Annotated in this window: 24 protein-coding genes; 8 read left to right on the top strand and 16 right to left on the bottom strand. The window is 74.2% G+C overall.

What is annotated here, in order from left to right:
• Nucleotide 1: 1 nt before the first annotated feature.
• From MY526_RS00215 to MY526_RS00205, 3 genes are all read left to right on the top strand, one after another.
• On the top strand, nucleotides 2-1,948 hold the full coding sequence (locus MY526_RS00215; protein ID WP_436689757.1) for a fumarate reductase/succinate dehydrogenase flavoprotein subunit: 1,947 nt from the start codon (nucleotides 2-4) through the stop codon (nucleotides 1,946-1,948).
• Nucleotides 1,945-2,778 carry a succinate dehydrogenase/fumarate reductase iron-sulfur subunit gene (locus MY526_RS00210; protein ID WP_436689755.1) on the top strand — a complete coding sequence of 278 codons (834 nt, stop codon included), beginning with the start codon at nucleotides 1,945-1,947 and terminating at the stop codon, nucleotides 2,776-2,778. The genes MY526_RS00215 and MY526_RS00210 overlap by 4 nt, the downstream gene beginning before the upstream one ends.
• A 170-nt stretch (nucleotides 2,779-2,948) precedes the next feature.
• Nucleotides 2,949-3,488 carry a PaaI family thioesterase gene (locus MY526_RS00205; protein WP_436689753.1) on the top strand — a complete coding sequence of 180 codons (540 nt, stop codon included), beginning with the start codon at nucleotides 2,949-2,951 and terminating at the stop codon, nucleotides 3,486-3,488.
• 2 nt (nucleotides 3,489-3,490) lie between these two features.
• Here the strand turns inward: MY526_RS00205 and MY526_RS00200 are convergent, their stop codons facing one another.
• Both MY526_RS00200 and MY526_RS00195 read right to left on the bottom strand, forming a co-directional pair.
• Entirely contained in the window at nucleotides 3,491-5,788 is a 2,298-nt protein-coding gene (locus MY526_RS00200) for a putative bifunctional diguanylate cyclase/phosphodiesterase (RefSeq protein ID WP_436702920.1), read from the bottom strand.
• Between the two features lie 91 nt (nucleotides 5,789-5,879).
• Nucleotides 5,880-6,230 carry a hypothetical protein gene (locus MY526_RS00195; protein WP_436702918.1) on the bottom strand — a complete coding sequence of 117 codons (351 nt, stop codon included), beginning with the start codon at nucleotides 6,228-6,230 and terminating at the stop codon, nucleotides 5,880-5,882.
• Nucleotides 6,231-6,450: 220 nt separating this feature from the next.
• Between MY526_RS00195 and MY526_RS00190 the strand changes: the two genes are divergently transcribed.
• Nucleotides 6,451-7,338, top strand: a complete 888-nt coding sequence (locus MY526_RS00190; protein ID WP_436689748.1) for an acetoacetate decarboxylase family protein — start codon at nucleotides 6,451-6,453, stop codon at nucleotides 7,336-7,338.
• Between the two features lie 5 nt (nucleotides 7,339-7,343).
• On the opposite strand, the gene MY526_RS00185 is transcribed toward MY526_RS00190, so the two are convergent.
• From MY526_RS00185 to MY526_RS00170, 4 genes are all read right to left on the bottom strand, one after another.
• Entirely contained in the window at nucleotides 7,344-8,201 is an 858-nt protein-coding gene (locus tag MY526_RS00185) for a CmcJ/NvfI family oxidoreductase (protein WP_436689746.1), read from the bottom strand.
• 89 nt (nucleotides 8,202-8,290) lie between these two features.
• A complete protein-coding gene (locus MY526_RS00180) occupies nucleotides 8,291-9,736 on the bottom strand; it encodes a M1 family aminopeptidase (RefSeq protein WP_436689744.1) in 1,446 nt (481 codons plus the stop codon).
• Nucleotides 9,737-9,878: 142 nt separating this feature from the next.
• The gene (locus MY526_RS00175) at nucleotides 9,879-10,886 is read right to left on the bottom strand and encodes an ABC transporter substrate-binding protein (protein ID WP_436689742.1); all 1,008 of its coding nucleotides are present in this window, start codon (nucleotides 10,884-10,886) and stop codon (nucleotides 9,879-9,881) included.
• Nucleotides 10,887-11,025: 139 nt separating this feature from the next.
• Nucleotides 11,026-11,640 (bottom strand): hypothetical protein, encoded by a 615-nt coding sequence (locus MY526_RS00170; protein ID WP_436690004.1) that lies wholly within the window; start codon nucleotides 11,638-11,640, stop codon nucleotides 11,026-11,028.
• A 138-nt stretch (nucleotides 11,641-11,778) separates the two neighbouring features.
• Here MY526_RS00170 and MY526_RS00165 point away from each other — a divergent pair, with 138 nt between their 5' ends.
• Complete coding sequence (locus tag MY526_RS00165; RefSeq protein ID WP_436689740.1) at nucleotides 11,779-13,128, top strand: multidrug effflux MFS transporter; 1,350 nt, start codon at nucleotides 11,779-11,781, stop codon at nucleotides 13,126-13,128.
• 2 nt (nucleotides 13,129-13,130) lie between these two features.
• Here the strand turns inward: MY526_RS00165 and MY526_RS00160 are convergent, their stop codons facing one another.
• Nucleotides 13,131-13,889: a hypothetical protein gene (locus tag MY526_RS00160; protein ID WP_436702916.1), complete on the bottom strand. Its 759-nt coding sequence runs from the start codon at nucleotides 13,887-13,889 to the stop codon at nucleotides 13,131-13,133.
• A gap of 192 nt (nucleotides 13,890-14,081) precedes the next feature.
• Between MY526_RS00160 and MY526_RS00155 the strand changes: the two genes are divergently transcribed.
• Nucleotides 14,082-14,261: a hypothetical protein gene (locus MY526_RS00155; RefSeq protein ID WP_436689736.1), complete on the top strand. Its 180-nt coding sequence runs from the start codon at nucleotides 14,082-14,084 to the stop codon at nucleotides 14,259-14,261.
• Nucleotides 14,262-14,277: 16 nt separating this feature from the next.
• Here the strand turns inward: MY526_RS00155 and MY526_RS00150 are convergent, their stop codons facing one another.
• From MY526_RS00150 to MY526_RS00125, 6 genes are all read right to left on the bottom strand, one after another.
• Nucleotides 14,278-15,048: a DivIVA domain-containing protein gene (locus tag MY526_RS00150; RefSeq protein ID WP_436689734.1), complete on the bottom strand. Its 771-nt coding sequence runs from the start codon at nucleotides 15,046-15,048 to the stop codon at nucleotides 14,278-14,280.
• Complete coding sequence (locus tag MY526_RS00145; protein ID WP_436689732.1) at nucleotides 15,045-16,184, bottom strand: globin domain-containing protein; 1,140 nt, start codon at nucleotides 16,182-16,184, stop codon at nucleotides 15,045-15,047. The genes MY526_RS00150 and MY526_RS00145 overlap by 4 nt, the downstream gene beginning before the upstream one ends.
• 122 nt (nucleotides 16,185-16,306) lie before the next feature.
• The gene (locus MY526_RS00140) at nucleotides 16,307-17,179 is read right to left on the bottom strand and encodes an alpha/beta hydrolase (protein ID WP_436689730.1); all 873 of its coding nucleotides are present in this window, start codon (nucleotides 17,177-17,179) and stop codon (nucleotides 16,307-16,309) included.
• A 63-nt stretch (nucleotides 17,180-17,242) separates the two neighbouring features.
• The gene (locus MY526_RS00135; protein WP_436689728.1) at nucleotides 17,243-18,247 is read right to left on the bottom strand and encodes an ABC transporter substrate-binding protein; all 1,005 of its coding nucleotides are present in this window, start codon (nucleotides 18,245-18,247) and stop codon (nucleotides 17,243-17,245) included.
• Nucleotides 18,248-18,360: 113 nt separating this feature from the next.
• On the bottom strand, nucleotides 18,361-19,542 hold the full coding sequence (locus MY526_RS00130) for an acyl-CoA dehydrogenase family protein (RefSeq protein WP_436689726.1): 1,182 nt from the start codon (nucleotides 19,540-19,542) through the stop codon (nucleotides 18,361-18,363).
• Nucleotides 19,543-19,668: 126 nt separating this feature from the next.
• Complete coding sequence (locus MY526_RS00125; RefSeq protein ID WP_436702914.1) at nucleotides 19,669-20,064, bottom strand: nuclear transport factor 2 family protein; 396 nt, start codon at nucleotides 20,062-20,064, stop codon at nucleotides 19,669-19,671.
• Nucleotides 20,065-20,265: 201 nt separating this feature from the next.
• On the opposite strand from MY526_RS00125, the gene MY526_RS00120 reads away from it, so the two are divergent.
• Complete coding sequence (locus MY526_RS00120; protein WP_436702913.1) at nucleotides 20,266-21,618, top strand: GmrSD restriction endonuclease domain-containing protein; 1,353 nt, start codon at nucleotides 20,266-20,268, stop codon at nucleotides 21,616-21,618.
• 9 nt (nucleotides 21,619-21,627) lie between these two features.
• Here the strand turns inward: MY526_RS00120 and MY526_RS00115 are convergent, their stop codons facing one another.
• Nucleotides 21,628-21,942: a hypothetical protein gene (locus MY526_RS00115; protein ID WP_436702912.1), complete on the bottom strand. Its 315-nt coding sequence runs from the start codon at nucleotides 21,940-21,942 to the stop codon at nucleotides 21,628-21,630.
• 92 nt (nucleotides 21,943-22,034) lie between these two features.
• On the opposite strand from MY526_RS00115, the gene MY526_RS00110 reads away from it, so the two are divergent.
• On the top strand, nucleotides 22,035-22,253 hold the full coding sequence (locus MY526_RS00110) for a hypothetical protein (protein ID WP_436689719.1): 219 nt from the start codon (nucleotides 22,035-22,037) through the stop codon (nucleotides 22,251-22,253).
• 16 nt (nucleotides 22,254-22,269) lie between these two features.
• On the opposite strand, the gene MY526_RS00105 is transcribed toward MY526_RS00110, so the two are convergent.
• Entirely contained in the window at nucleotides 22,270-23,670 is a 1,401-nt protein-coding gene (locus MY526_RS00105) for a TonB-dependent receptor (protein WP_436689717.1), read from the bottom strand.
• 99 nt (nucleotides 23,671-23,769) lie between these two features.
• The gene (locus MY526_RS00100; RefSeq protein ID WP_436702910.1) at nucleotides 23,770-25,056 is read right to left on the bottom strand and encodes a nucleotide disphospho-sugar-binding domain-containing protein; all 1,287 of its coding nucleotides are present in this window, start codon (nucleotides 25,054-25,056) and stop codon (nucleotides 23,770-23,772) included.

Raw genomic sequence — 25,056 nt, 5'->3', positions numbered from 1 at the left:
GATGCCCCTCGATCTGTTCACCGTCGGCGACCCGATCGCCGACACCAAGGCGCCGATGGACGTGCCGATCGGCGAGCGGTGGAGCACCCGCCGCTTCCGTGGCCGCCTGGTCAACCCGGCCAACCGCCGGAAGATGACGGTCATCGTCGTCGGCACCGGCCTGGCCGGCGGCGCTGCTGCCGCGACGCTCGGCGAGGCCGGCTACAAGGTCAAGTCGTTCTGGTACCAGGACAGCCCGCGCCGGGCGCACAGCGTCGCCGCCCAGGGCGGGATCAACGCCGCGAAGAACTACCGCAACGACGGCGACAGCGTGCACCGGCTGTTCTACGACACGGTCAAGGGCGGCGACTTCCGCTCCCGCGAGAACAACGTGCACCGGCTCGCCGAGGTCAGCGTCAACATCATCGACCAGTGCGTGGCCCAGGGCGTCCCGTTCGCCCGCGAGTACGGCGGCCTGCTGGACAACCGCTCCTTCGGTGGCGCGCAGGTGTCGCGCACCTTCTACGCCCGCGGCCAGACCGGCCAGCAGCTGCTCTACGGCGCCTACCAGGCCCTGGAGCGGCAGATGGCGGCCGGCAGCGTGGAGCAGTACGCCCGGCACGAGATGCTCGACCTGATCGTCGTCGACGGCCGGGCGCGGGGCATCGTCGCCCGCAACCTGGTCAACGGCGAGGTCAGCACGCACATGGCCGACGCCGTCGTCCTGGCCACCGGCGGGTACGGCAACGTCTTCTACCTGTCCACCAACGCCAAGGGCTCCAACGCCACGGCGATCTGGCGGGCCCACAAGAAGGGCGCGTACTTCGCCAACCCCTGCTACACGCAGATCCACCCGACGTGCATCCCGGTGAAGGGCGACTACCAGTCCAAGCTCACGCTGATGAGCGAGTCGCTGCGCAACGACGGCCGCGTGTGGGTGCCCAAGGAGCGGGGTGACAGCCGCAACCCGCGGGACATCCCCGAGGGCGAGCGCGACTACTACCTCGAGCGCATCTACCCCGCGTTCGGCAACCTCGTGCCGCGCGACATCGCCTCCCGCCAGGCGAAGAACGTCTGCGACGAGGGTCGCGGTGTCGGGCCCGGCGGCCTCGGCGTGTACCTGGACTTCTCCGACGCCATGCAGCGACTCGGCCGCCCGGCGATCGAGGCCAAGTACGGGAACCTGTTCGACATGTACGCCCAGATCACGGGCGAGGACCCCTACGAGACGCCCATGCGGATCTACCCCGCGGTGCACTACACGATGGGCGGCCTGTGGGTCGACTACGACCTGCAGTCGACGATCCCCGGCATGTTCGTCATCGGCGAGGCGAACTTCTCCGACCACGGCGCCAACCGGCTCGGCGCCAGCGCCCTCATGCAGGGCCTGGCCGACGGCTACTTCGTCCTGCCGGCGACGATCACCGACTACCTCGCCGACGCCCCGTTCGAGCGGATCGACGACAGCCACCCGGCGGCGGCCGAGGCGCTGCGCGGCGTGCAGGAGCAGGTCCGCCGGTTGCTCGACATCAACGGCAACCGCACGCCGGCGTCCTTCCACCGCGAGCTCGGCAAGCTGATGTGGGACCTCTGCGGGATGGAGCGCTCCGAGGAGAGCCTGCGCAAGGCGCTGGACCGCATCCCGGAGATCCGCCAGGAGTTCTGGACCAACGTCAAGGTCTCCGGCGACTGGACGTCGATGAACCCGACGCTGGAGCACGCCGGCCGGGTGGCCGACTTCATCGAGCTCGCCGAGCTCATGTGCGTCGACGCGCTGCACCGCAACGAGAGCTGCGGCGGGCACTTCCGCGCGGAGAGCCAGACCCCCGAGGGCGAGGCGCTGCGCGACGACGAGAACTTCGCCTACGTCGCCGCCTGGGAGTGGACGCCCGAGGGCGCTCCCCCGGTGCTGCACCGCGAAGACCTCGAGTACGAGTACGTCCACCTCGCCCAGCGGAGCTACAAGTGACAGTCACGGAAGAGGGCGCCATCCGCACCGTCGGCGGGGGTGCGCCCGGCGAGAAGCGGGGCATGACCCTGACCCTGCGGGTCTGGCGGCAGAAGGGCCCGACGGTCAAGGGCAAGATGGTGACCTACAAGGTCGCCGACATCTCGCCGGACATGTCGTTCCTGGAGATGCTCGACGTCCTCAACGAGCAGCTGATACTCGCCGGCGACGAGCCGGTGGTCTTCGACCACGACTGCCGCGAGGGCATCTGCGGCAGCTGCGGCCTGATGATCAACGGGACGGCGCACGGCCGGGGCATCTCCAACGGGCCCACGACCACGTGCCAGCTGCACATGCGCAAGTTCCGGGACGGCGACGTCATCGACATCGAGCCGTGGCGTGCCTCGGCCTTCCCGGTGATCAAGGACCTCTCGGTCGACCGCAGCGCCTTCGACCGGATCATCCAGTCCGGCGGCTACATCAGCGCCCCGACCGGCACCGCGCCGGAGGCCCACTCGATCCTGGTCCCGAAGAACGACTCCGACGCGGCGTTCGACGCGGCGACCTGCATCGGCTGCGGCGCGTGCGTGGCCGCCTGCCCGAACGCGTCGTCGATGCTGTTCACCTCGGCGAAGGTCACCCACCTCGGCCTGATGCCGCAGGGCCAGCCCGAGCGCAACGACCGCGTGGTCAACATGGTCGCCCAGCAGGACCGTGAGGGCTTCGGCGGCTGCACGAACATCGGCGAGTGCTCGGCGGCCTGCCCGAAGGGCATCTCCATGGAGACCATCTCCCGGCTCAACCACGACCTGCTCGGCGCCCTCCGCGCCGGCGCCCGGCCGAAGAGCTGACGAAGGGGTCCTCCTGCCCCGCGCAGGAGGGCCGGCCGCGGGCGGGGATCCCCATCGGGGTCCCCGCCCGCGGCGTCTCCGGCGGACCCCGGAGGGGCCGAGGTGGCCACTTCGGCCCCTCGAGGGCCCCCGGGTGGACGCTGCTGAGTTCGGTGTGCGAACCTAGCCGGGTGACGACCGAGCAGACCGACGTCCCGACCGCGCCGGCCGAGTGGGGCGAGCCCCGCTCCCGCACCGTGACCTGGTACGACCCGATGATCGCCGCCGCCGGCGGGCTGGAGCGCTCCGGGCTGGAGACGCTGCAGGCGCTGCGTGACGGCGTCCTCCCGCCCCCGCCGATCGTGCCGCTGATGCAGATGGACCTGATCGCGGTCGAGGAGGGCAGGGTGGAGTTCAGCTGCGCGGTCGACGAGTCGGTCTACAACCCGATCGGTGTCGTCCACGGCGGGCTGGTCTGCACGCTGCTCGACACCGTGGCCGGCTGCGCGGTGCACTCCACGCTCCCCCGCGGGCTGGCGTACACCTCGATCGAGCTCAAGGTGAGCTACCTGCGGGCGGTGCACGCCGGCAGCGGGCCGCTCACCGCGATCGGCACGGTGGTGAAGCCGGGCCGGCGGGTCGCCTTCGCCGAGGGCGAGGTGCGCGACGCCGCGGGCACGACCGTGGCGACGGCGTCCAGCTCCCTGCTGGTGTTCCCGATCCCGGGCTGAGCTCACCCCACGAGGTCGGCGGCGGTCTCCCGGTCGGCCATCCACTCCGTCAGCCGGTCGGCCGGCAGCGGGCGGCTCAGGTGGTAGCCCTGGACGACGTCGCAGCCGAGGGCGGCCAGCGCGTCGACGGTCTTCTGGTCCTCCGCCCCCTCGGCGACCAGCGTCAGGTCGAGCGCGTGGGCCAGCTGCAGGGTGGAGGTGACGATCGCGGCCGACCGGGGGCTGCCGGTGAGCGCGCCGACGAACGTCCGGTCCAGCTTGAGCTCGGTCACCGGGAGCGCCGCCAGGTAGGCCAGGCTCGAGTAGCCGGTGCCGTAGTCGTCGATGGCGACGCCGATGCCCGAGGCGCGCAGCCGGGCCAGCACGCGGACGGCGCGCTCGCGGTCCTCCATGAGCAGGCTCTCGGTCACCTCGAGGGTCAGCGCCGGCGCCGGCACCCCGTGGTGTGCCAGCAGCTCGGCCACCTCGTCGGGGAAGCGCTCGTCGACCAGGTCGGACGGGCTGACGTTCACCGCCACCGTCAGCTCCCGGCCCGCGTCGGCCCACGCCCTGCGCTGGGCCAGGGCCAGGTCGACGACCGCCCTCGTCAGGGCCGACATGAGCCCGGCGGACTCGGCGAGCTCGATGAAGGCGTCCGGGCACAGCAGCCCGCGGGTGGGGTGCTGCCAGCGGACCAGCGCCTCGACCCCCTCGACGCGGCCGGTGGCCAGCGTCAGCTTGGGCTGGTGGTGCAGCACCAGCTGTCCGCCGCCGATGGCCGCGCGCAGCTGCTCGACCGCCTCGATCCGGTGCCGGCCCGAGCCGTCCCGCGCCTCGTCGTACACGGCGGCGCCCCGGCGGCCGGCCTTGGCGCAGTACATGGCCAGGTCGGCCATCTGCAGCAGCTCCTCGGCCGACCGGGAGTGCTGCGGCCCGAGCGCGATGCCGATGCTGGCGTCGACGCTCAGCGCCATCCCGGAGAGCCGGAACGGCCGCTGCAGGGCCGCGCACAGCCGCTCGGCGAGGGCGAGCGCGGCGGTCTCGTCCAGACCGGCGGTGAGGACGACGAACTCGTCGCCGCCGAGGCGGGCCAGCAGGTCCCCGTCGCGCAGCTGCGCCACCAGCCGCGGAGCCACCTGCCGGAGCAGCGCGTCCCCGACGTCGTGCCCCAGCGAGTCGTTGATCTCCTTGAACCGGTCGAGGTCGATGACCAGCACCGCGGTCGAGCCACCGCGCGCCAGCTCGACGTCGGCGGCCGCGAGCGCCTCGAACACGTGCCGCCGGTTGGGCAGTCCGGTGAGGTCGTCGGTGCGCGCCTGCCGGCGACTGTCGGCCAGCGCCCGGACGTCGCGGAAGGTCAGGGCGGTGCGGGCCAGCGCGGCCAGCACGGCGACGAGGGCGAGGAAGCCGGCCAGCGGGTCGTCGTCGTCGTCGAGGTAGCCGGCGAACAGCAGCAGCAGCGCGGTCAGCGCGCAGACCACCGGGACGGCGAGCGCGCCGAGGCCCTCCAGCCGGCTGGTCCCGCCGGCGCGGGGACGCTGGCAGGCGGCCAGGCCGAAGCAGGCGAAGGCCAGGCCCCAGCCGACGTCCAGGACGCCGCCCGGGACGAAGGTCTCGTGGACGACCTGGAAGGCGTACACGGTGTCGGTGACGACGAACAGCACCATCCCCCCGGCCACCCACCACCACACCCCGCCGGCGCCACGGCCGATGACGGTGAGCGCGCCGCCGATGAGCACCAGCAGGAGCAGGTCGGCCACCGGGTAGGCGGCCGCGGTGACGACCGCGCCGGCGGGGCCGTCGGCCGCGCGCAGCAGCGCGCCGAGGGCGAGCGCGGAGCCGACGGCGGCCGCGGTGAGCCCGCTGACCACGCCGTCGAGCCACATGCTCGAGGTGAGCCGGCGGATCCGCGCGCGCAGCAGGAGGAACAGCCCCGCGTAGGCCAGCGGGTAGAGGCCCATCCAACCGAGGTCGGCCCACGACGGGCGCGGCACCGCCGCCCGGTCGGCGTAGAGCACCTCGTGCAGGAGGGAACCGGCCAGATAGGAGGCGACCGCGCCGGCGAAGCACAGCCAGGCGGCGCGATCGGCGGTCCGGACCACCGCGCGGCTGGCCAGCAGCACGGCCACGCCCGCGAGGAACAGCAGCTTGCCGCTGCCGGCCAGCACGGCCAGCGGACCGGTGGCGCCGAGCGCCAGGGCCACCACCGAGGCGACGTAGGTGATCCCGAGAAGGGCAGCGGCGATCCGCACCCACCGCAGCGACCGGTCGGTCATCTGCCGGGTGCGGGCCCGCCGTCGGGCGCGGTGCTCCTCGACCACGTCCAAGGCATCGGCCGCCCCGCGGCGGCCCTCAACCCCAGCCGTCGCCCGGACCGGCCGGCTCCCCCCGGAAGGGGCACGTGGCGGGTCGTCAGTGCCCCGGGGCGCGGACCCGCCGTCCCTGGGCGTGCGGCCGGGCACGCCCCCACGCGGCCGCTGCGGCCAGGGGCAGGACGACGGCCATCACGGCGAGCCCGAACGGAGCGAGCCCGCGCACCGAGACCGCTCCGGAGCTGAGCGACGCCGCCCCCGTGGCCGCGGCGGCCACCGCGACCCAGGCGACGACCAGCCCCGCCGTCGCCGACCGCTCGCGGGTCGAGCCGCCGGTCATGAGGAGACCGGCCGCCGCGGCGGTGGCGGCGGCGAGGAGCAGCAGGAGAGCGCCGGAGACGTCCACGTCCCCACGATCGGCCGCCGCGGGGGCTCCCTCGAGCGACGTCACCCATCCTCGGCGGACTGTTCACCCGGTTCCCCCCTGACGGGTGAGTGCCGGTCGTCCCGGGTTCCAGCCGGGCGGCCCCCGTGTCGGCGCCGCTGCGACAGGACGGCCGGCTGGTGCAGGTGGCCGCCGGCGTCGCCGCAGCCCCGACGCGGGCGTAGCCCCCTCGACCGCGGCACCCCGGCCGCGGGAGCCTGGGGGCAGCCGCGCGAGGGAGGTCGCCGTGACCCACCGGGACGAGCCCGACGACTGGGACGGGCCGACGCCGCAGGTGCGCGTCGGGGACCGCTCACTGCGGTTGCCGCTGCGCTACTCCGACTCCTCCTGCTTCGCGGCGGTGCACCCGGCGTCCTACGACGCCGTCGCGGCCGCGCTGCCGGCGAGCGACCTGCGGCCGGCCCGCTGGACCGACGGCCGCGCCCTGGTCTCGGTGGCCGCCTTCCGCTACCGCGCGGTGACGACCGCCGACAGCCCCGCCGGCCTGCTGGCCCCGTACGGGGAGGTGTCGGTCGGCGTCGTGGTCACCCGTGGGCCGGCGCCACGGCTGCTGCCGGTGCTGCGGCGCCGGTTGTCGATGTTCGTGCTGCACCTCCCGGTGACGACACGGGAGGCGCGGGACGCCGGGGCCGCCCTGTGGGGCTTTCCCAAGTTCGTCGCGGACATGGACTTCGCCGAGGAGCGGCCGGTCCGCCGGGTCACCCTCGCCGAGGGCGGGACGACGGTGCTCGAGCTGGCCGTGCGCGGCCGCGGGCCGGTGGTGACCGACCGCCGTCCGGCGGCGATGTACACGACGCTGGGCGGGCAGCTGCTGGAGACGGTCGTGCCGATGGCCGGGCGGCTGCGGGTGGCGTTCGGGGCCGACGCCGGCGAGCTGCGGCTGGGCGACCACCCGGTGGCCGACTCCCTGCGCGGGCTGGGGATCGCGCCGCGGCCGCTGGCGGTCTTCGACTACCTGGACCACCGCAGTGTGCTCCCGGCGGGGCGCCCGGTGGGGCCGGCCCCGGCGTACAGCGGCCACCGGGGGGCGGACCGGGAGGCGGGCCGGTTCACCGTCCGCTACCCGCACACCCCGCCGCTGGACCTGTCGGCGCCGGTGCCGGTCGCGACCTGAGCCGTCTACTCGAAGAAGGCGAAGGTGCGGACCTCGATGCTGTGCCGCGGGACGGTGGCCTGCGCGGTCGGGTCCCGGAACGCCGAGTGCGGCACCCGCCAGGCACGCTCGTGGTCGGAGTCGTGGAAGACGAAGAAGAGCACCTCGTCGCGGGTCATGTCCGGGAAGTACCACCACTCGTGCGCCGGGTCGTGGTGGAACTCCGAACCGCTGGTGACCCGCGTCAGCCCGTCAACCGGGCCGAACGGGTCGTCGGGGACGCGGTCGACGAAGTAGAGGGTGTTGGGCAGGCCGTCCCCGGGCGCGACGCTGCGGAAGTCGCAGAGGGCCAGCGGCCAGTCCTGGGGCGGCGGGCTGAAGACCCGCCAGGTGCTCGTCGCCACGGCCCGCCGGAAGCCCGGGCCGTCGGGGCAGTGCTCGGCGTAGACCGCGGCCGCCATCTCGGCGGCCCCCTCGGGCGCGTAGTCGATGTGCACCAGGCCGGCCTGCGGCTGGGAGGCGTTCTCCCCGGGGGCGGCCGACCGGCGCAACACCCAGCCGCGGGAGACCACCCGGTCCGCGCCGAGCTGCTCCTTCACGAAGTCGAGCACCTCGGGGACGTACACGTCGTCCACCTCGGGCTTGTCGGTGAAGTCCCGGACCGCGCTCTCGTGCCGGGCGATGCGGAAGCCGTTCTCCGCGACCGTGAAGCGGTCCTGCACCGGACGGCCGTTACGGATCGGGACGACGTGCGTCTCGTACCGCCCGGTGTTCACGCTGTGGCCGGGGGCGGTGAACCGGCGCAGCACGGTCGACCCCTCGGCGAGGTAGCTGAGCTCGGCCTGGACCGCGGTGCCCTGGTCGGGTGCGGGGGTCAGCGTCATCGTCGTCGGCCTCTCTCGGGATCCGGCCCCCGAGTCTGGGCACGCCGGGCCCCCGCCGTCACCGCGCGTTCGGTCAGGCGGAAGACCGGTCACTCGGCGGCGGCCTCGACGTCCTGCCGGTCGAGCGCGCCGGCCTCGACGAGCACGTCGATGGCCGGCTCGAGGTCGGCCAGGGCGCGGGCGACGTCCTCGGGGCGGGCGATCGTCCACGCCTGGGTCTCGACGTAGCAGCGGATCGCCTCGTCGAAGGCCTCTTCGCCGGCCGCCTCCCGGGCCGCGTGCAGCGCCGCCGAGCCCTTGGAGTACACGCGGTTCTCGTAGTCGTCCTGGTCGCTGAACTCGGCCATCGTGCCGGCCACCGGACCGCCCCGGTCCAGGTCGTCCCCGTCGTGGCCGTCGTGGCCGTCGTCGGCGACGGACTCGGCGAAGGACGCGAACGCCTCGTCCAGCCATGGGTCGCGGAACTGGGAGTTGCCGACCAGCCCGTAGAACCACATGTGGGCGACCTCGTGGAGGACCAGGCCGAAGCCGTCGCTGCCCAGCAGGATCGACGAGCCGTACTCCTCGCCGCCGCCGTCGTCCGCCACCAGCGGCACGGTGAGGGTCGGGTACGGGAACGGGCCGAAGCGCTCCTCCAGCAGGGCGATCGCCGCGGCGGTGTCCTCGGCCAGATCCTCCGCGGAGTCGTCCGCCCCCGGCAGCACGCCCGCGGTGACCGTCGTGTCACCCGCCTGCACCTCGGCGGTCTCGAACTCACCGGCCGTCACGTTGACGTCCCGCGCGACGGGCTCGTGCGACTCCCACACCCGGCGGCCGCCCGGGGCCGGTTGCGGGGGTTCCTGGTCGCCGGTCATGAGCACGGTGAGCTCCTCGGGTGCCGACACGGTGATCGTCGTGTCGGCCACCGCGGTCGCGGTCGTCTCCCCGCTGATCTCGCTGAACGGGTCCTCCGCCCAGCCGTGCCCGGGCTCCCAGGTCAGGACGGGATAGCCGCCGGCCCACCAGGTGACGTCGTCGCGGGAGCCGAGCCGGTCGAAGCCGGCCGGGGTGCGCCCGGTGGTCAGCCGCAGGGTGAAGTCCAGCTCGATCTCGACGGTCTCCCCGGCTGCGACCGGCGACCGCAGGTCGACCCGGTAGAGCCCGCCGGGGGTGCCGGGCGCGGCCTCGGCGGCGACGTGCCGGCCGCCGGCCACGTCGTCCCCGCGCGCCGCGTCGACCCGCAACTCGTGGCCCGCCGACTGCGGCGCGTTGGGGATGAGCCGGAACCACATCTCCTCGACCGCCAGGTCGGGGGTGAAGACGACGGTCTCGGTCCCTGTCACGGTGCGCCGGTCGTCGTCCAGCCGGAAGTCCAGGGTGACCACCGGCCGGTCCGGGGCGGGCGCGGCCCGCTCCACCGTGCTGCAGTCGGCGGCGGGACCGGCCTGCTCGGCCCGCTCCTCCGGGGACGAGGTGCACGCCGCGAGCAGCACGACCGCGCCGCAGCCCGCGGCCCATCGGCGTCCCGCGGTCCTGCGGTCGGTCGCGTCGAGCATCGTCTCTGCCCACCCCGCGGGTGCGGCCGGGCCCGCGCTCGACGGGTCTGCTCACGACCGCCCCCGCTGGCGCGCAATCTAGGGCGAATCCCCCCGTTGCGGCACCCGTCGCGCCCCCGGAACTGCAATCGTCAAGTACCGGTCAGTTCTCCGGCTGCCAGAAGAACTCCTCGACCGAGGGCACGTCCTCGTCGAGGATGCCGTACTCGAGCGCCTTCTGCGGCGCGGCCTCGTACTCCTCGGGCTCCAGCTCGGACTTGAACAGCGGCATGGTCAGCCGCCCCACCAGTCCCGGGTCGATCTCGGTGTACTCGGGGATCTGCGCGCGCCACTGGTCGGGGTTCGCGGCCGCGTAGTCCAGCGACTCCAGGATCGCGGCCTGGATGCCCTCGAACAGCTCCGGGTCGGCCTCGATCTGGTCGGTGGTCGAGAAGTAGACGCCGGAGAGGCCGATCCCGTCGGGCACGAGGTCCAGCCAGTTGTCGGCGATGACCCGGGCGCCGCCGTCCATGGCCAGCGTGCAGAACGGCTCGCCGCACACGAAGGACTGGATCTGGCCGCTGCCGAGCGCGGTGACCGCGTCGGGCAGCGACATCTCGACGAAGTTGACGTTGTCGGGGTTGCCGCCGGCGACCTCGATCGAGTTGCGGGCGAGGGTCTCGACCTGGCTGTTGAGGATGTTGAGCGCGACCGTCCGGCCCTCGAGGTCCCCGGCGTCCTGGATCGCCGGGTCGCTGGCCATGAGGGCGTTGATGTGCTGGCCCTCCTGCCCGTTGCTCCAGGACGTCGGCGCGATCGCGGTGACCGGGAGGCCCTGCTCGCGGGCCTGCAGGATCGAGACGATCCCGCTGAACCCGAAGGCGTACTCGCCGGTGACGACGGCCGGCACGAGCGCTGCGCCGCCCTGGCCGAGGTTGAACTCCAGCTCGATCCCGCGCTCGGCGAAGAAGCCCTGGTCCTGGCCGAGGTGGAGGATCGCGACGTCGCTCACCGGGATGATCCCGACCTGCACCGTCTGGGTACCGGTCGCCTCGGCGCCGCCGTCCCCACCTCCGCCGCCCTCCTCGCCGGAGTCCCCGCCACAGGCGCTGAGCAGCAGCGCGAGCGCGGCGGCGAGTGAGGTGGCACGGGCCCTGGTCGAAGTGCGCAACGGTCCTCCAGTGGTGCGGGCGCGCCGGCGGGACGACGAACGTGCGGCATCCGAACGCAGGTGCGGTTTCCGGACGAGTTGTCCGAAGCGGAACCTAGGTGACGGCCATCACACGGTCAACTGTCCGCGCGGCTTTCGGTCACCGGCTCTGCAGCGCGTCCAGGGCCACGGCCATCGACGCCGCGACGCGGAAGTCCAGGCGGGGATCCGGGACGGTGACGGTGTAGCGGTCGCGGATCGCCTTCTGCCGCTCGCTGACCAGCACGGTCGCGCCGGTGGCGGTGTCGACGAAGTCGAAGTGGAAGACGAAGGGCACCCAGATGTCACCGACGAAGGGCAGGAAGTCCCAGATCCGGCGCAGGACGGCGATGGCCGGACGCCGTTCGCGGCCGACGGCGGAGATCCCCGGGGCGTCCAGGTTCCAGGTCGAGCGCAGCAGGCTCATGCCGAACTGCTTGCTGAACGTGCCCAGCGGCTGCCCGTACTCGTCGAAGACGTCGTGCTCGGCGTGGACGTCGAGCCGCTGCCGGGCCTTGAAGGAGAAGACCTGGCGGGTCTTCGCGGTGTCGGCCCAGAAGACCACCTCCTCCTTGAGCTTCATCCGCTTCTGCTCGGCGAAGGCGAGCAGGTCGGCCTCCGAGCCGTCGGGGTTGGCCGCGATCACCTCGTAGCGGTTGACCATGACGGTGATCCGCTGCTTGATGAAGAACATCGGCACCACCATCGCGGCCTGGTGCTGCGCTCCCGGGGGCATCGTCACGTCGGTCTCCTCGTGGTCGGACGCAGGTGGCGGCCCATCGTCGCGCACCGCGCGGTCCGGCATCCCCCCGTCCGCCGCGGAGCCCGGCCCGGATGTGGCCCGACCGACACCCCGACCACCCTGCCGGGCGGAATGAACGACCCACCTGCGGACTTCGCCTGCACGTACGTGGCCGACGAGGGCCTCATCCGACACCGTCTCGAGCCGGGGGACCCCGTGACCGCCACCACCACCTCTCCGGTCCGCCCGCCCGCCGTCGCCCCTCCCCTGGACGGCCGCCGGCGGGCGCTGTTCACGCTGGTCCTGGGCGCCTTCGTCGCCATCGGGCCGCTCACCATCGACATGTACCTGCCGGCACTGCCGACGATCACCGCCGACCTGGGGGCGACGTCGGCGACGATCCAGCTCACGCTCACCGGCACGCTGGTCGGCCTGGCGCTGGGCCAGCTGGTGCTCGGGCCACTGTCGGACGCGCTGGGCCGGCGCCGCCCGCTGCTGGCCGGGACCGCGCTGTACGTCCTGGCCTCGCTGCTGGTGCTGGTCGCGCCGAACGTGGGCGTGCTCGGCGCGCTGCGGGTGCTGCAGGGGATGGGGAGCGCGGCCGGCGCGGTGATCGCGATGGCCGTCGTCCGCGACCTGCTCACCGGGCGGGCCGCGGCCACGATGATCTCCCGGCTGTTCCTCGTGCTCGGGGCAGCTCCGGTGCTGGCCCCGACGATCGGCGGGGAGGTCCTGCGGTTCACCTCCTGGCGCGGCATCTTCGTGCTGCTGGCCGGCTACGCGCTGCTGATGCTCGCCGTCGGGGCGTTCGTGCTGCGCGAGACGCTGCCCGTCGAGCGGCGGAGCAGCGACGGCGTGCGCGGCACGCTGCGGACCTACCGGGGTCTGCTGCGGGACCGCACGTACGTCGGGCTCGTGCTGGTCGCCGGGCTGACGATGGCCGGGCTGTTCAGCTACGTGTCCGGCTCCTCGTTCGTCTTCCAGCGGGAGTTCGGCCTCGACGAGCAGCAGTTCGGCCTGCTGTTCGGGGCGGGGGCGTTCTGGCTGATCGCCGCCACGCAGCTCAACCCGGTCGCGCTGCGCCGCTGGTCACCCGCGCAGATCCTGGTCGCCGGCGTGCTGACCGGGACGGTCGCGGGCGCCGTGCTGCTCGTGCTGGCCGCCACCGGCACCGGCGGTCTCGCCGGCGTGGTGCTGCCGCTGTGGGCGGTGCTCTTCGCCGGCGGTCTGGCGCTGCCCAACGCCCCGGCCCTCGCGCTGGCACGGCACGGCGAGGCGGCGGGCGCGGCCGCGGCGCTGCTGGGTGCCGTCCAGTTCGGCGTCGGTGCCGCGGTCGCCCCGCTGGTGGGGGTGCTGGGCAACGACGCCGCCGCGATGGGCACGGTCGTCGTCGGCGCGCTGCTCGTGGCGATCGCCGTCCTGGTCACCGTCGTCCGGCCGTGGCAGCTGACCGAGGCCGACGAGCAGCCGGCGTCCGGCTGAGCTCAGCCGTCCTGCTGGGCCGCGAAGGCCTGCTCGAACAGCTCGCCGAAGGCCGCCTCGTCCAGGGGCGCCGACGAGGTCCCGGTCCGCTGCAGGTACACCATGCGCTGCCCGTCGAGGGCCACGGCCAGGAACGTCGGGACGGTCAGGCCGGTTCCGTCCGCCGCCCGGACGGCGGTGGTGAACGCGACGCCGTCGCTGGCGTCACCGAGGTCCGGCACCGCGAGGTCGGTGAAGTCGATGGTGGCGGTGGTGCCGTCCGGCGCGCTGACGATCACCTGGGGGCACTGCACGACCAGCTCGTCGAAGCTCGCGGCCTCGCCGTCGAGCTGGTCGCTCTCGGCCAGCACCTCGACGGTGACGTCGGCGGGGCCGGTGGCCGACTGGGCCACGATCGCCCCGAAGTCCTCCGGGGTCAGCTGCGTCGCACCGACGCTCTGCCCGCACTCCGGCGGCGTGACCGTCGCGTCCGGCGGCAGCCGACCCGTGGCCGACGTGCTCACCTGCCGCACGTCGACGGTGACGACGTTGGCGTCCGGCCCGAACGCCTCCGCCGGGAGCAGCGCGGCGGCCAGCTCGTCCTGGGTGCTGCCGCCGTCCTCCTCCGCGGCCGCCGAGCTGCCGGCCGACGCGGGCTCGCCCGACGCGGGAGCGGCCGCCTCACCCTCCCCGCGGGCGGCGCAGCCGGCCACCGCGGCCGCCACCCCCAGACCGGCGAGGACGATCGGCAGGCTGCGGCGGCGGCGCATCGAGGCGATCATGAAATCGACGCTATGGGGGCCGCCCGGACGTCGCTCAGCGTGACCTGCGGCGTCGCCCGATCGGGTGACACCGCGTCACCCCGTGTGACCCGGGCCACCCGTCCGGGTGCTCCCGGCCCGGCATGCGTTGCCGGAGCGGGGTGGCGGCGCGACCGTCGTCCTCCGCACCGCACGGCTCAGGGGGAGACGGTCATGGACTGGTGGATGTGGGCGGTGGTCGCGTGGGCGATCGCCGCCTCGGTCGGCGTCCTGTGGCTGGCCGTGGCGGTCGGCGTGGCCCGCTCGAGCGAGCCCGGCGAGCCGCCGGGGGACGGCGTCGACCTGCCCTGGCCGACGGAGCCGGCACCCGGGCGCCCGACGCCGTCCGCCTGAGGGCGGAGGCCCGGGCTCAGCTCCCCCGGCGGCGGGTGGCGACCTCGGCGCCCTCGCCCGGGGTGACCGCCGGTCGCTCGCTGGTGCTGTCGTCGAGCGGCACCTCGCGGGCGACGTTGCGCGAGACCTCGGGGCGGTGCGACGACGCGCGGATCGGGACCTGCGGCAACGACCCCGGGTCGGCCCGTCCCCACTCGCTCTCGACGTCGGTGAGCAGCGCCTCCAGGTAGGCGCGCAGCTGCACCCGGCAGGCCTGGGCGAACGCCTTGAGGTAGGCGACCTGGTCCTCGAGCTCCTGGGTGGTGCGCTCGCCGGCACTGCCGCCCTCGGCCGGCACCGGCGGCGCGCCGCCGGCGACCATCCGCGCCGCGGCCTCCTGCGCCGCGTGGATGATCTCGCCGGCGCTCTCCTTGGCCCGGCGCAACTGCTCCTCGTACTGGGCCCGCGCGTCGGCGGTCATCTGCCGGCTGAAGTCCTCGGCCTCGGCGACGTAGCCGTCGGCCGTCTGCTGGGCGGTCGCGAGGATGCGCACCGCCTGGTCGCTGGGCGGCTCCACCGCGGCCGCCCCGGCCACCTGGTCGCGCAACACGTGCACCTCGTCGCGCAGCTCGGCCTTCTCGGCGTGCAGCTGCGCCAGCTCCTCGGCCATGCGGTCGAGGAAGCGGTCGACCTCGACGTCGTTGTACCCGGGCCGCAGCATCGTGGCGCGGGCGAACTGCACGTTGCGGACGTCGCCCGGCGTCAGCCGCCGTCCCGCCCGCGCCTGCCCGTACTCGTCGCCGGTCATTCGGTCACCTCTCCGTCAAGGCTGGGTCCCAGCCGGCTCGGGGCGAACACCTCGCTGCGGATGCGTTCCGGGCGGACGCCGTCCTTCACCAGCCTCGTCGTCGTGTCCTCGACCATCGCGGCCGGGCCCGCCACGTACACGTCGCGGCTGGACCACGGTCCGTGCCGCACGACGACCTCACCGACGTCGCCCTGCTCCAGCGGCGACAGGTCGTCCCCGGAGACGGCGAACGTCACGGTCAGCCAGGGGTGCTCCCCCGCCATCCGCTCCAGGTCGACCCGATCGTAGATGCGCTCCTCGGTGCGGGAGCCGACGTACAGGTCGACCCGCCGCGCCGGACCGTACCGGGCGACGTGGTCGACGACGGCCTTCAGCGGCGCCAGGCCGGTGCCGCCGGCGACCAGCAGCAGGTCGCGGTCGGAGTCCGCGTCGAAGGCGATGTGCCCCATCGGCGGGCCGAGGCGCAGCACGTCGCCGGGGCCGACCCGGCGGACGAGGGCGGTGCTCACCGGGCCGCCGTCGTAGGCCCGGACGTGGATCTCCATGAGCCCGTCGGGGCGCGGGGCGTTCGCCGGCGAGTAGTAGCGCCACAGCTTCGGCCGGACGTCGCTCTCCAGCGACACCGACTGCCCGGCCCGGTAGGGGAACTCCGGCCGGGGGCGCAGCCACATGACCGCCGTGTCGATCGTGCGGCGCTCGTGGGTGACCACGTCGGCCTCCCACCACGGGGGCTGGTCCGCCCCCGCCTCCGCCGCCTCGATCATCACCTGCGCCACCACGCCGTAGGCCTCGGCCCAGCTCTGCTCGAGGGCGGGGTTCCACTGGTCGTCGAAGTGCCGGAGCGTCGCGATCAGGCTGGCGCCGACCGCCGGGTAGTGCGCGGCGACCGTGCCGAACTTGCGATGGTCGCGCCCGAGCTCCTGGAGGATCGGCACGAGCCGGTCGAGGTCGTCGACGTACTCCATGACGTCGCCGAGCGCCTGGAACAGCCGGTCGCGCTGGTGGGCCATCGAGACGGGGAACAGCTTCCGCGCCTCGGGATGGCTCAGGAACAGGTGGGAGTAGAAGTAGAGGGGCGCCTCGTCACCGGCGGCGGCCGCCTTGGCGAAGCTCGCCCGCATCGCAGGGATGTCCACCAGCACCTCCGTTCCCCCGTGCTGTCGACACTGCGTGCGACTCCCCGCGGCCGTGGTCTACAGCCGGTGACGGAGACGTCGCGTCCGAGCTACCGTATCGACGGTCCGGCTCGGTCGCGATCTCAGGGGCGGGGCCGGACGTGGGCCTCGACGAATCGGGTGATCTCCCGCGCGAGGGCGGCCTCGTGGCCGCCGTACTCGTGCCCGGCTCCGGGCAGCTCGACGCACCTCCGGTCGGGGACGGTCATCCGGTCGAAGAGCTCGCGCCACGCGGCGGCCCGGGTCTCCGCGCCGCCCCAGGCCAGCAGCAGCGGGCTCGCCGAGGCCTCGACGCCCTCGAGCCAGCGGCCGGGGCGCTCGGCGAGGCGCTCGAGGAACGACGCCGCGGAGATGGCGAAGTACCAGGCCGGCACCGGGAGCAGCAGGTGCCCCTGCCCCGCCTCGACGAGCCGCTCGGCGTGCGCCCGCGCACGCTCCAGCTCCGCGTCGTCGGCGAACCACGCCGACAGGGGGAAGCGGACGGAGGTCAGCGGGGAGAGGAACACCCGGCCGGCCACCTCGCCGGGGCCGGGAGCCCAGTCCCCGAGGAAGTAGCCACCGGCGGAGTGGCCGACGACGACCACCGGCAGGCCGGTCCGCTCGCGCAGCCAGGCCACGCCGGCGCGGATGTCGATCGGGCCGTCGTCCAGCCGCTCCCACATGCCCCCGTCGGCGGCCTCGGCTCCGGTGGCGATGCCGGGCGCGTCGCCGAGCCGGCTGTAGGCGAGGTCGTGGCAGCGCAGGTTGAGCGCGAGGTGGACGAACCGGTCGGGCGCGATGTGCGGCGGCAGGGTGCGCGGCGGCCCGGAGTAGAAGTTGCCGCCCTTGCCGTGCACGTGCAGCAGCGCCGCCGCCGGGCGGGCCGGCGGCGGGTACAGCAGGCCCTGGAGCAGGACGCCGTCCTCGGCCGGGACGTCGACCAACTGCGGGCCGCCGGTCGGCAGGCCGCTCGTCATGGGTCTCCTTCCCGGGAGAACGGCGTCCCCGGTGCGGCACCGTTGCCGCACCGGGGTCCGTGATCAGTCGTCGAGGATGACCTCGTCGTAGTCGATCTCCGCGTCCAGCAGGCCGAACTGCGTCATCAGCTCCCCGGTCAGCTCGATCGACTCGCGGTCGTTCTGGCCGCGCCACTGGATGAGGTTGATCGACTGCGCCAGCGCCGGGTCGAGCTCGACCAGCCCGGGGAGGGCCTCCCGGAAGGCGTCGGGGTCCTGCTGGATGTCCTCGGCGGTGGCCTGCACGGCCCGGCCGAAGGCCGCCACGACGTCCTCGCCCACCCGGGCGACGGTCTCGTCGGTCATGACCATCGTGCCGATCTGCAGGCCCGGCTCGATCGCGTGCCACGGGCGGTCGACGACGCGCAGCCCCTGGTTCTGGCCGATGGTCGCGAACGGCTCGATGACCACGCCGGCGTCGACGTCACCCCGGTCGATGGCGGCCAGGATGTCGGGGAAGGGCAGCTCGACCGGGCTGATGGCCTCCTGCGGCTTGCCCAGCTCGTCCAAGGTCTCCCGGATGTAGAGCTCGTTGACGTTGCGCAGCGCGTTGACGCCCATGCGGACGCCGTCGAGGTCCTCGGGGCCCTGGATCGGGCTGTCGGCCCGCACCAGCACCGCGGCGAAGTCGCCCTCGGCGTCCTCGGAGGTGGCGCTGCCGGCGGCGACCATCTTGATCGGCAGGTCCGCGCCGATGCTGGTCAGCGTGGACACCAAGTCCAGCCCCAGGATGTCCATGTCGCCCTGCAGGAGGGCCGGGACGCTGGACGTCCCGCCGCCGGGGTTGACCCGCGGCTGCAGGTCGATGCCCTCGTCCTCGAAGTGGCCGCGCTGGACCCCGTAGCTGACGAAGGCGAAGGGGCTGCCGGGCGTCTCGGCCATGGTCAGCGTGGTCGGGCCACCGTCCGCGCCCCCGGTCGTCGCGCCGGACGCGTTGCTCGAGGCGTCGTCGTCCGACCCGCCACACGCGGTGCCGGCCATGAGGACGGCGGCGGTGACCACCGCCCAGGCGGCCTTCGAGCGCTTCATCGGTCTCCTCGGTAGTTCGTTCGGGACGTCGGTGGTCCCGGGGGGCGCCGTAACGTATGTCACCGTTTCCTGTGACTGCAATGACTGACACGGAAGTTCCGTGCTGGGGAATCTCACTTCAGGGAGAAGTGGACCCACCGCTTGCCCTCGGCGAGCCCGGCCAGCTCCTGCCCGGCCGCCTGCATGATCAGCGGCGAGGACGAGACGTGCTGCGTGCCGCCGTGGACGTCGCGGAACAGCCGCTGGATGGTCCCGCGGCGCAGCGCGTCGGTGCCGGCCGAGGTGTAGACGAACTGGGCGATCCCGGCCACGGAGAACGTGGCGTTGTGCAGCGCCACCCGGTTGAGCGTGTGCAGCCGCAGCGGGATCTCCTGGCCGCGCGCGAGCACCTGCTCGGTGTCCTCCCACACCTCGTACAGCAGCGCCTTGGCCGCGCGCAGCTCCACCTCGGCCTTCGCGAAGTTCTCGTGGAAGGCGGCGGTGTCGGTCTGCGCGCCGGGCCGGCCGGCCTTGGCGCGGACGACGGCGGCGAGCTCGTCGAGCAGCCGGCGGCCGACGCCGAGCACCCAGCCACCGTGGTTGATGCTGGCGAAGTTGCCGATGCCGATGCGGTAGAGGTCGCCGCCGGTGACCGGCTCGGTGCTCAACGACGGGTAGCTGTACTCGATCGGGACGAAGCAGTCCTCGAGCGTGTAGTCGATGCTGCCGGTGCCGCGCAGCCCCAGGACGTCCCAGTTCTCGATGAAGGTCACCTGCTCGACCGGGACGATGAAGAACCGCGTCTCGCCGGTCTCGGTGTCCTGCGCTGCGGTGTGCAGGTGCGTGGAGTGCTTGATCCCCGACGCGAAGGACCAGTCACCGCTGATCCGGTGGCCGCCCTCCACGGGGACGGCGCGACCCGGCTTGGTGCCCTGGCCGGCGATGCCCAGCCGGGGGGTGGCGAACAGCTCCTCGGCCGTCGCGCGGTCGAAGAACGCCCCCGCCAGGCCGGTGGCCAGGCCCATGGCCATCGTCACCCAACCGGTCGACGGGTCGGCGTACGAGAGGGTGCGGAAGAGGTCCATCGACTGCCGCGGGGTCATCTCCAGGCCGCCGAGCTCGCGCGGGGTGAACACGCCGATCGCGCCGATCCGGTAGAGCGCCTCGACGACCGGCTCGGCGATGCGGCCCTCGCGGTCGTTCTCCTCGCCGTGGCTGTCGATCAGGTCGAACAGGCCCTCGGCCTGCCGGATCACCTCGGCGGCATCCGCCTGCCCCGGCCCGGCGACCGCCCGCTGCTCGTCCACCGTCGTCATCGTGCGTCCCTCCACCGTCGGCGGGCGCTCCTGCGCCCACTCCAGGGAGGTTAGCCGCTGATTCCGCAGTCAAAGAGATACACGACAGGAGTTCCGTCATGTCGAACTGTTACCCACGTCAAGCGGTCACCCGGTCGGCGGAGGCGCGGCCCGCCACCGGGCCCGCCACTCCGGGGCGTCCCAGCCCTCGGCCACGTAGATCGACTCCCGCACCACCTCGTCGCCGCGGAACTCCAGGACGTCGACCCCGAACAGCCAGGGACCGCCGTCGTAGCGGATGCGCAGCTCGGCGACCCAGACGTCGCCCCCGCCCCGCACCCGGTCCAGTTCGTACTCGATCGAGGTCGCGGGGTACTCCCGGCGCCACGGCAGGAAGGTGGCGACACCCTCGAAGCGCTCCCCGGACTGCGGGAACTCCAGCACGGCGTCGGGGTGGTAGATCGAGCTCGCCCCCTCCTCGTCGCCCGCCGCGCTGCGCTCCAGGTAGTGGAGCAGCACTGCCCGTACGGCTGCATCGTCCACGGCCCGCTCCTCGGTGGTGTGCCGGCGTCGGAGCACGGTCCCACGCCCGCGGGGACTCCGCGCCGCCCCCGCGCCCGGCACCCGGCGTGGCCGGTGTGGCGGGTGGGACGCCGCCGGGCGTGCCCCCGGTCACGTCCCCGGGAGGGCCCCGCCGCGCCCGTAGTTTCCGGACTCCGCAGTTCCGCTCCTGAGGGGGATCCCATGACCGGTCGGCCGGTACGGGTCGTGCGATGGGCAGCCGTCGCGGTGGTCCTGCTGTTCGTCGTCGGGGGCCTGGCCGCGAGCGGTCTCCCCGGTGGAGTGCTGATGGCCGGCCTGGCGGCGCTGCTGCTGGGCACGGGGGCGGCCATCACCGGCCGGGCGCGCTGGGCGTTCATCGCCGGCCGGAAGGCGGCCGGCCTGGTCGCGGCGGCCGGCGTCGTCGCGCTGGTGGCCGGCGCGGCCACCGCACCCCCGACCGTCCCGACGGCGGCCGCGTCGAGGCCGAGCACGCCGACTCCCTCCGCCCCCGCCTCCCCCACCCCGGACGAGGCGGCGATCGCGGCCGCGGAGCGCGCCCTGGCACAGACCGAGACCGACGAGGTCGCGGCACCGACGAGCGCCCCGACCAGCGTCGCCGCGAGCGGCCTGCTCGGTGACCAGGACGCGCAGGCCGCCGTCGCGGGTGCGGAGCGGACGTCGGCGCTGGCCGCCCTCGCGGCCGTGGAGGTGCGGGGCCGGGCACCGCGGACCGGGTACGACCGCGACCTGTTCGGGTCCGGCTGGGTGGACACCGACCGGAACGGCTGCGACACGCGCAACGACGTCCTCGCCCGCGACCTGACCGGGGAGACGGTCAAGCCGGGCACCCGCAACTGCGTGGTGCTGACCGGCACCCTGGCCGACCCCTACTCGGGGCGGACGATCGCCTTCCAGCGGGGACAGACCACGAGCGACGACGTGCAGGTCGACCACGTCGTCGCGCTGTCCGACTCCTGGCAGAAGGGCGCGCAGGGCTGGGACGGCGGACGGCGCACCGCCTTCGCCAACGACCCGCTGAACCTGCTCGCCGTCGACGGCCCGCTCAACATGCAGAAGGGCGACGGCGACGCGGCCAGCTGGCTGCCGCCGGCCCGCTCCTACCGCTGCGCCTACGTGGCCCGGCAGGTGGCGGTCAAGGTCGGCTACGGGCTCTGGATGACGCAGGCCGAGAAGAACGCCATCGCGACCGTGCTCAGCGCCTGCCCCGACGAGCCGCTGCCCCGCGGTGTGGTGGCGCAGCTCCCCGCGCCGACCTCCCCTCCGGCTCCTGCACCGGTCCCGGCTGCCTCCCCGGCGCCGCGGGCTCCGGTGGTCGTGCCGGCCCCGGCTCCGGCGCCGCGGCCCGCGCCGGCTCCCGCGCCCGTGCCCGCACCGGCACCCGCCCCCGTCGTCCCCGTCCCGGCGCCGGCGCCCGGGCCGTCCTACGCGAACTGCGACGCCGTCCGGGCGGCGGGTGCCGCCCCGATCCGCGCGGGCGACCCCGGCTGGGACCAGAAGTTCGACCGGGACCGGGACGGGGTGGGCTGCGAGTGAGCCGGCGGGCTACGCGCCCGACCCGGTGAACCGCGCGGCCGCCGGCCCGGCCAGCCGCTCGGCGGGGACCCGGCGGCCGCAGGCCAGCAGCAGGAGGTCGCCCGCCCGCGCCGTCACGGGCTCTCCGGCGCCGTGGGACCAGTCGACGTCGGTCGCCCGCACCTGGACCCCGTCGAGGTCGCCGCCGAGGTACCGCAGTTGCTTGGGCGGCAGCTCACCGAGCGCCAGGGCGACGCGCTCGGCCGAGAAGTGCTCGCCGTCCCGGCCCAGCGGGCAACCCCCTGTTTCCGATCTCTCTCGTTCCGTCGCGCAGAGCGATGCCACGCCCGGCCGCGATTGACGCTCGCTCGGCGTGCCCGGTTGGCTACGCGGGATCGGGCGTCAAGCAGCGGCGCCCCGAGCCGGGGGAGCGCGACATGCCGGTGTGGACAGTGCGGACGGCAGGCGGCGAGGACGAGCGGGTCGAGGCGGAACTGCTCGCGACCGAGGGCGGTGCGCTGATCGCCCTCTCCGCGGAGGGGCTGATGTCGCGGGCTTGGGCTCCGGGCCACTGGCGCACCGTGCGCCAGCTCGACAGCCAGGACACCCACTCGGCGGGCATCGGCAACGTGCTGGCCGGGCTGCCGCGCCGCTGACGAGGGCCGCCGGTCCTCAGCGGGCGCGCTGGTAGCCGAAGAACCCGCGCTTCTTGATCACCTCGCACACCTCCGACGGCACCATCGACGTCCAGGTCTCGTCGTCCGTGGGGATCCGCCGGAGCACGTCGCGGCTGAGGATCGGCAGGTAGTCGGGCTTGTAGTTGTCCAGGCCCACGAAGCTGCCGCGGCGGTACAGGTAGTCGTAGAGCGGCTGGAGGCCCTCGCCGACGGCGAGGGTGTCGACGGTGACCACCTCGCCGTCGCGCAGCATGGGGTAGACGAAGAGCTTCAGCTCGTTCTTGAACAGCCGGCCGAAGCTCTCGAGGATGCCGCCGGGCAGGGCGGCGTGGTTGGCCTCGTGGAACAGGTCGGCGAGGCTCGGGACCCCCATGACCATGCCGATGCGGCCGTCGGTGCGCCACGCCAGGTAGGCGGCCAGCCGGTGGTAGGCGACGTAGTCGGAGATGAGCACGGTCATCCCGCAGGCGGCCAGCAGGTCGGCGCGGGCGAGGAAGTCCCGCCGGTCGACGACGTCGCTGCCGGCGCGCAGGTTGGCCATGGTCAGCTCGGTGAGCAGGAGGATGTCGCGGCCGGCGACCGCGGGGTCGGTCTCGAACTTCCCTCGGGCCGCCTCGAGCATGTCGATGTTGACGACGGTCGGCGGGCGGAAGCTGCCCCGCTCGACCAGGATCGCCTTCTTCCGCAGCACCTCGCTCGGCTGCAGCACCTGCCGGTCGGGCCCGAACATCGCCGCGCCGCTGAGCCCGAGCTGGACCAGCTTGAGGGCCATCAGCCGGTTGTCGACGGCGCGGAACTCGATCCCCCTCATCTCGATCATGTCGACCTCGATGCGGCCGGTGGTCAGCCGGTCGAGCAGGCTCTCCACGAGCTCGTCGGGCTGGTGGTGCTGGAAGAACGCCGCGTGCAGGAGGTTGACCCCGACGACGCCGAGGGCCTCCTGCTGCAGCGCGGCCTCGTCGTCGAGCATCCGCACGTGGAGGACGACCTGGCTGGGCTCGTCGCGGGGGTGGGACTGGAACTTCACGCCCATCCAGCCGTGGCACTCGTTCCCGCCCCGGTAGCTGCGCGCCACCACCGTGTCGGCGAAGGCGAAGAACGCCGTGTCGTCCCCGCGGTCGTCGCCGAGCCGGTCGAGGTTGAGCTGGAACTCGTGGTCGAGCATGGCCTGCAGCCGGCCCTTGGAGACGTACCGGTCGGCCTTGCCGTACACCGCGTCGCTGACCGCCATGTCGTAGGCCGACATGGTCTTGGCGACGGTGCCCGCCGCGCCGCCGGCCCGGAAGAACCAGCGGGCGACCTCCTGGCCGGCGCCGATCTCGGCGATGGTCCCGTACCAGCGGGGGTCGAGGTTGACCCGCAACGCCTTCTGGAGCGTGTCCGCGCCGGCGTCCATGAGCGCTCCCCTTCCGGTGAGTGGCGGCGAGAGTAGCCCCGCCGGGCGCTCCCGAGCACGTGTGGACGGGCGCGATCGGGACCGTGATCACGCCCGTCGTCAGCCGCCGCGGAGCAGCGCCTCGACCTCGTCGACGGCCGACGGCCCACGGGCGGCCTCCGCGGCGAGGACGGCGGCCATCCGGCCCGCGCCCTCCCGGTACCGGGGTTCGGCCAGGACCCGCTGCACGGCGTCCCGGATGGTGCCCGGCTCCGACCGCCGGGAGATCCGCAGCCCGGCGCAGCGGCGCACGACGCGCGCGGCGTTGTCCTCCTGGTCCCGCCCGTGCGGCAGGCACACCATCGGCACACCGGCGGCCAGGGCCTTCACCACGGTGCCGTGCCCGGCGTGGGTCACCACGGCCGACGCCTCCCGCAGCACCACCGCGTGCGGTGCGGAGGGGACGACGCTGACGTTGCCGGCACCCCGGACCTCCTCGGCGCGGAGACCGGGGCCCAGGGTGAGCAGCCCGCGGACCGGGAGCGCGGCGAGGGCGCGGACGACCCGGCCGAGCACCTCCTGGTGCGCCTGGTAGGTGGAGCTCATCGCGACCAGGACCAGCGGCTCGTCGCCCGGCGGCACCGGCACCGGCCCGGCACCGGCCCACGCCGGGTCGTCGACGAGCGGGCCCACGTAGCGGACGTTGGCCGGCAGGTGGTCCGGGGGCGGGTCGAACGTCGGGCTGGTCATGACCAGGACCCGGGCGCAGCGGTCCAGGGCGCTGAAGACGCCGTCCACGGGCGCCAGCCCCAGGTCGGCGCGGGCGGCGTTGAGCCGCGGCAGGCCGAGGTCGACGAACCGGCTGAACAGGGCCGGAGCCGCCCGGTCGCGCAGCCGGCCGAGCGGGCCCCGGGCGGGCTGCCACCCACTGCCCAGCACCGGACGGCCCCGGGTCGGCCGCATGTAGATGCTCGGCATCAGGGCCGCGGTCGGCCGCCCGGACCGCTCCGCGCCGGCCAGTGCCCCCACCAGCGCCAGGTCCACCAGGACGACGTCGGCCGGAGCCTCCTCCAGCGTGGCCAGCACGTCCCGCGCGAAGAGCCCGGCGGCGCCGAAGAGGAAGTCGCCCACCGTCCGCACGAACCGCACGGCCTTCGCGGGGGTGCGCAGGTCCCAGTCTCGGGCCGCCGCGCGGTCCCGGTCCACGGCGTTGCCGGAGGGAGCGGTCGGCCACGGCGTGAACGCGCACCCGGCCGCGCGCGCCTCGCCGGCCACGCTCGGCTCGCTCAGCACGTGGACGCGGTGCCCGCGCCCGGTGAGCCGACGGGCCAGTCCCATCTGCGGCGGCACGTTGCCTCCGCCCTGGAGGGTGACGAGCAGGACGGTGCCCGGGCGGGAAGCGGCCAT

The organism is Geodermatophilus sp. CPCC 205761 (assembly GCF_051383655.1).
GTDB lineage: Bacteria > Actinomycetota > Actinomycetes > Mycobacteriales > Geodermatophilaceae > Geodermatophilus.
Note: the sequence above shows the minus strand (reverse complement) of the source record. Positions and strands in the feature narration are given on the sequence as shown.